At 57.0% G+C, this 6,284-nt stretch carries 5 protein-coding genes; 4 read left to right on the forward strand and 1 reads right to left on the reverse strand.

What is annotated here, in order from left to right:
• The first annotated feature begins 79 nt into the window (after nt 1–79).
• The 4 genes from B2590_RS04080 to B2590_RS04095 all read left to right on the forward strand — a co-directional run bounded on the left by B2590_RS04080 (nt 80) and on the right by B2590_RS04095 (nt 4,657).
• Nucleotides 80–625: a TRAP transporter small permease subunit gene (locus tag B2590_RS04080; RefSeq protein WP_286811481.1), complete on the forward strand. Its 546-nt coding sequence runs from the start codon at nt 80–82 to the stop codon at nt 623–625.
• Complete coding sequence (locus B2590_RS04085; protein ID WP_007154199.1) at nt 622–1,917, forward strand: TRAP transporter large permease; 1,296 nt, start codon at nt 622–624, stop codon at nt 1,915–1,917. Before B2590_RS04080 ends, B2590_RS04085 begins: the two co-directional genes overlap by 4 nt.
• Nucleotides 1,918–2,204: 287 nt before the next feature.
• Nucleotides 2,205–3,524 (forward strand): SAM-dependent methyltransferase, encoded by a 1,320-nt coding sequence (locus tag B2590_RS04090; RefSeq protein WP_286811482.1) that lies wholly within the window; start codon nt 2,205–2,207, stop codon nt 3,522–3,524.
• Nucleotides 3,525–3,526: 2 nt separating this feature from the next.
• Nucleotides 3,527–4,657 (forward strand): NAD(P)/FAD-dependent oxidoreductase, encoded by a 1,131-nt coding sequence (locus B2590_RS04095; RefSeq protein WP_286811483.1) that lies wholly within the window; start codon nt 3,527–3,529, stop codon nt 4,655–4,657.
• Between the two features lie 60 nt (nt 4,658–4,717).
• Here B2590_RS04095 and B2590_RS04100 read toward each other — a convergent pair.
• A partial coding sequence (locus B2590_RS04100; RefSeq protein ID WP_286811484.1) for a choice-of-anchor I family protein occupies nt 4,718–6,284 on the reverse strand: 1,567 nt, incomplete at its 5' end.

Below are 6,284 nucleotides of genomic sequence, written 5' to 3' on the forward strand. Positions count from 1 at the left end.
CGGGATCGCTCCAGCAGTGATCCCGGTTTTGTCGTTTATAGCAATTGAAAATCGCCGGCTTCCCGGCGGAGGACAATCAATGCGTTGGATTATCAAGCTGGACGAGGGCCTGGCCTACTTGTCCATTTTCTGTGGTTGGGTGGCCTGCGCCGCAATGATTCTGATGGCCGGCAACGTCTTCTACGACGTGGTGGCCCGCTACGCTTTCAATGAGGTTTCGATCGGTATGCAGGAGATGGAGTGGCACCTGTACTCTGTCGTGTTTCTGCTTGGCATTCCCTACGCATTGCGCACGGACGGCCATGTTCGCGTGGACGTTTTCTACACCCGCTGGAGTGACAAAACCAAAGCCTGGGTCAACATCATTGGCGCCGTCCTCTTTGTTATCCCCTTCGCCTATCTGATCTGGAACTACGGTTACAATTTCGCCGTTGAGTCCTACAGCATGGGTGAAGGTAGCGGAGACCCCGGCGGACTGCCCCATCGCTGGGTGATCAAGAGCGTGATTCCGATTTCCGCAGTGTTTACCGGCATCGCCGGGTTCAACATGGTGACCTTCGCAATTCGGGTTATTTCAGGCGACAAGACCTATGAGCCCAAGCACGGCGCGGAGGGTCTCGCATGATCGGTATGATTATGTTCGGAGCGGCCCTCCTCCTGCTGATGCTGGGCTTCCCGGTTGCCTTTACCTTTGGCGGGGTTGCTCTGTTTTTCGGGATCTATGCCGAAGGCATGGATCTGTTCGCCTTCATGCCTTATCGCATCATGAGCGTCATGCAGAACACGGTACTGATGGCGGTGCCGTTGTTCATCTTCATGGGTGTGGTTCTGCAACGCACGCGGCTGGCCGAGCAATTGCTGACCTCCATGGGCAGACTGTTCGGTGGCTTGCCAGGGGGCCTGGCCATTTCCACCATCCTGGTGGGTGCCTTGCTTGCGGCATCGACGGGGGTTGTCGGTGCCAGTGTAGTAGCCATGGGTCTGATCTCTCTCCCCGTAATGCTGGCCCATAACTACGACAAGCGGCTTGCTACGGGCACTATCTGTGCTTCCGGTACACTGGGCCAGATCGTACCGCCTTCGATTATCCTGATTATCCTTGGCGATGTGCTCGGACTCCCGGTTGGCGACCTCTTCAGGGCAGCCGTTATCCCAGGTGTGGTGCTGGTCGGTCTGTACATCATCTACATCCTTGTTCTCACCCGCTTCAAGCCTGAAACCGGCCCCGCCATGCCGGATGACAGCGGACTGTCACGGGGCAAGGAAATCCGTGCAGCGCTGCTGGCGATTATCCCGCCGCTGGCGTTGATCATCGTCGTGCTGGGCTCCATCTTTGCCGGTATTGCCACCCCCACGGAATCTTCAGCGCTCGGTGGTGTCGGTGCCGTGGTGCTGGCCATCATTTACCGCCAGTTCTCCTTCAAGATGGTGTGGGATGCCTCAAAGGACACGGTGAAGGTCACTGCCATGGTGTTCGCCATCCTGGTGGGTGCAACCGCATTCTCGATGGTGTTCAGCTACACCGGTGGCGATTATCTGCTGGAAGAATGGCTACTGCAGCTTCCCGGCGAAAAATGGGGCTTCATCATCCTGGCCATGCTGGTCATCCTGGTACTGGGCTTCTTCATCGACTTCGTGGAAATTTCATTCATCATCGTGCCAATCCTGGCGCCGGTGGCTGAAGCCATGGGCATCAACATGCTGTGGTTCGCGATTTTGATTGCCATGAACCTGCAAACCAGCTTCCTGACACCCCCGTTCGGGTTCAGTTTGTTCTATCTCAAGGGTGTATCACCACCCAGTGTGCAGACCACCGATATCTACAAAGGGGTACTACCGTTTATCCTGATGCAGGTACTGGTGCTGGCGATGATCGTCATTTTCCCGGAATGGTTTGGCATGAGTTCGACCTACTGACGTCGGCGCCAGCCCACAGCACACCGATAAACCGGGGCCTTGCAGCCCCGGTTTTTTTCGCCCGCCACTCCCGCTTTTACCCCTTTTACCTATTGCCCCAATAGCAACCCTCCATTCTTTGGTGTGTGGTGGGGGATATGACAAAACACGCTTGTTTTCTATACTGAAGACGAAGCAGGCGATTCTCAGTTGTGATATCGGGACACGCCCTGATGCTGAATCACTGTCGGCCAAACCCGCCGACGTCAGTCCGTGATTAACCAGCTGAAAAAGGGAGATATGTATCCATGAGCCAAAGCACCGCCCGGAAGACCCCAGCGCCCACCAACGACCGACCGGAGAACAGGCCTCACGTCCTGACGTTGCCCCTGGAAGAGCAGCAGGCAGACCGTGAGCCTCACAGTTATGAGCGCTGGCTGATCGCCAAGCTGATGCGCATGGCCGGGTCACCACCGCTACGGTTCCAGTTATGGAACAATGAATTCATTGACCCCGAAGAGGGCAATGCCCGCTTTACGCTCAAACTGACAGACCCCAAGGCGCTGTTTACGCTGGTCACCAACCCCAACCTTGCTTTTGGGGACCTGTACAGCGCAGGCAGGCTGCAGGTAGATGGCGATCTTTCGGAGCTGATGGAGACACTTTACCGCTCAATTCACAACGCCAGACAGAAATGGCCCAAATGGCTGGAAGCCCTTTGGCGCAACCACAACCCTCGCTCAACCGGCGTCTCTGAAGCCAGGGAGAACATTCACCACCATTACGATCTGGGCAACGAGTTTTACCGGCTCTGGCTGGACCATGCCGAAATGCAGTACACCTGCGCCTATTACGAAACGCCGGATTTGACCCTGGAACAGGCCCAATTGGCCAAGCTGGAGCACGTTTGTCGCAAGTTACGGCTGAAACCCGGCATGACGGTTGTGGAAGCCGGCTGTGGCTGGGGTGGTCTGGCGCGATATATGGCCAGGAACTACGGCGTGAAGGTGCATTCCTACAACATCTCGAAAGAACAGCTGACGTACGCCCGGGAAGAAGCCAAACGTCAGCAGCTGGACCACCTGATTGAATACGTTGAAGATGACTATCGCAATATCAGCGGCCAATACGATGCCTTTGTGTCCATCGGCATGCTGGAGCATGTCGGCACGGACAATTACCAGGCGCTGTCGGAGCTGATCAGTCGCTCCCTGAAGCCGGGCGGCCTGGCGTTACTGCACAGCATCGGCCGCAACCGGCCCATGCTGATGAACGCCTGGATTGAGAAACGCATCTTTCCGGGTGCTTACCCACCGAGTATCTCTGAGTTCATGAGCATCTGCGAACACAGCGACTTTTCGGTGCTGGATGTCGAAAACCTCAGACTGCACTACGCCCAGACGCTCACCCACTGGATGGAACGGTTCAGAAGCAACATGGACAAGGTCACAGAGATGTACGACGGGCACTTTGCCCGGGCCTGGGAAATGTACCTCGCCGGCTCCATAGCCGCCTTCCGGGCCGGGTCACTGCAACTGTTCCAGGTGGTCTTCACCCATGGCGGGAACAACCAACTGCCACAAAACCGCCAGGATATCTATTCGTCCCCCGCAGCTCCGGAGGCATAATCATGGACTACTACGACCTGATTATCGTGGGTGCCGGGCCTGCAGGCTCTACCCTCGCCCACGCACTTCAGGACACTGGCAAACGCATTCTGGTGATCGATAAGAAGGACTTCCCTCGGGACAAGACCTGCGCCGGCTGGGTTACCCCCGCGGTGATGGACAGTCTCGACATCGACATCAACCACTACGGCACCGGGCGAACCCTCCAGCCCATCCGGCGGTTCCGTATAGGCATGATGGGACAATCGGCGGTGGAAAATGACCACGGTGACACTGTCAGTTACGGCATACGGCGCTGCGAATTCGATGCGTTTCTTCTGGACAGGACAACCGTGCCGAAGCAACTGAATACACCGGTCAAGTCCATTGTTCGTCGCGATGGCAACTGGGTGATCAACGATACCTGGGAGGCGCCCCTGATCGTAGGTGCCGGGGGCCATTTCTGCCCAGTGGCGAAGCTGATGGGAGACGGCCCCGGCAGCCACGAAGTCGTGGTGGCAGCCAAAGAGGTGGAATTCGAGATGACGCCTCAACAGGCCGAGGTGTGCGAAGCCCGTGGCGACACCCCCGAGCTCTGGTTCTGCCGTGACCTGAAGGGCTACGCCTGGGTGTTCCGAAAAGGTAATTTCCTCAATATCGGCCTTGGTCGGGAAGACAATCACAAACTGACCGAGCACCTCAATGCTTTCGTGGAGGAGATGAAAACCGAAGGACGCATACCGGCCGATTTACCGGGCAAGTTCAAAGGTCATGCCTACCTGCTATACGCCCACGCGGAGAGACCACTGGCCGATGACGGCCTGCTGTTGATTGGTGATTCTGCTGGCCTGGCTTACACCCAGAGCGGCGAGGGTATTCGCCCTGCCATAGAGTCCGCGTTGATGGCGGCAGACATTATTCGCGACCAGGAGGATTATTCCGCCCAGGCCCTACAAGCCTACGGCGAAGCTATTGCCAGCCGTTTTGGTAATCGCGCCATGCCTCAGGATGGGGGCTGGCAAGTGCCTGACTGGGTAAAAATGCCATTGGCCAGTACCCTGATGCGGTCCCACTGGTTCACCCGCAAGGTCGTCACCGAAAAATGGTTCCTGCATCAGCAGGTTCCACCACTGGCGACGGTTTCCCAAGGCTGAGAGAACGTATAAAGCCGGATCGGGCAGCTCCCGCTCCGGCTTTCCTTACCACGACGACGGTCAGTCAGCGGCCAGTTCAATCACATCGATACCATACAGAGTGGTCGTACCACTCACCTCGTTACCCACCACTAACATAGGCTTGCCATTGGGGCTGTCGTCAGCAGCGATAAAAGCAAGTCCCTCGGGCCCGAGATCACCGGCCATGCCATTCTCAAGATCGGTCTGGGAGGCAGAAAAATCGCGGTTATTGAGGTACTGGACGAATTCCGGGTTCTGCGGATTGGTCACGTTATAGACCATGATGCCCCCGACCCGTTCAAGGCCAATAAAGGCAAAGGTCTGACCATTGATGGTACCCACGGTGACCGCCTCAGGCTCTGGCCCCTTGTCGTCGGAGCGGTTGTCGAACGCGTTTTCGTCGTTATTGCTGTTGAAGTTGTCCGGAATCAGGCTCGCGGTAATGCGCTCGAATTCACTGCCGCTGTCGAAGACCCTCTCGCCGGTTTCCGACCAGATTGAAAACGATCGCGCACCGTAGGCGTAGAGCTCATTGTAGACACAGTTGTTCTCCACATAGCTACGGTCGTACTCTCCGCCCATGAGAGTAACGTTGGCCGGATCGCTAGGCGCGCAGGAATTGGCAAAACCCAGGGTAGATGTAACGTTCAGGCGTCCCAGGTTAGCGTCTTCCTGTAGCTCGGCGGCGTTCGGGAAGGCCGTGGCATCCAGCGTCAGGTCGGCGACGCGGAATTCCTCACTGAAGCCGTCGTAATCACGGGAATCACCCTCGTTGGCGGTGATGTAATAGGTTTTTCCGTTAAAGCCGTAGCTGGTCATGGCATCCGGATGGTAAATACCCTTCACCGGCCAGTTGCGAATGTTGATACCGCTATCGTCGTTGCTAGCATCCAATTCGTTGCCGATGATGCTGTGATCCTTGAAGCCCAGCGGAATAATGGCGGTAATTTCCCCGGCCGCGATGTCCAGTTCGGCAACGGCATTTGCCTCCTGCATCGCGACCCAGGCTTTTTTACCGTCGATAGAGATCGCGATGTATTCCGGCTCCAGATCCTGGGCCAGGGTGGCGCCCGGCCCAAACACTCTCAAGCCCTGCTCCATAAGCTCGGCCTGCTGACCGTTGAAGCTGGCGAACCCGACCCTGGTTACCGTCGCCGCAGCCACGCCGTTGGACAGGTCAACAATGCTAACGGAGCCCTCCGGGTCAACACTGTAGTCATCACTGGGTTCGCCCTCGTTGGCCACCAGGAGTTTCTGGCCATCGCCAGTAAACGTCAGCATATCCGGCAGGGCGCCCACCTCTACTTCACCCACCTTGTTCAGGTCGGTGCTGTTATAGAACACTACCTTGCCGTTGTCCTGCTTGACATTGGCTTCAATGGCGACAGCCACGAAACCGCCGTATACCGCCACGCTGTTCGCGGAAGCACCTTCGGCCGTGGCATCAATGGTGCTGAGCTTGAGCGGCATCTCCGGGTCCTGGATGTCCAGCACGTCCACGGTTGAATCGTTGGCATTGATGACAAACAGACGTTGGTTGGCCGGATCGTGGGCCACGATTTCCGCTGCGCCTTCATCAAAAGTGTCACCGCCGGAGTAATACTGA

This window comes from Marinobacter sp. UBA3604, assembly GCF_002375325.1.
Classification (GTDB): domain Bacteria; phylum Pseudomonadota; class Gammaproteobacteria; order Pseudomonadales; family Oleiphilaceae; genus Marinobacter; species Marinobacter salarius.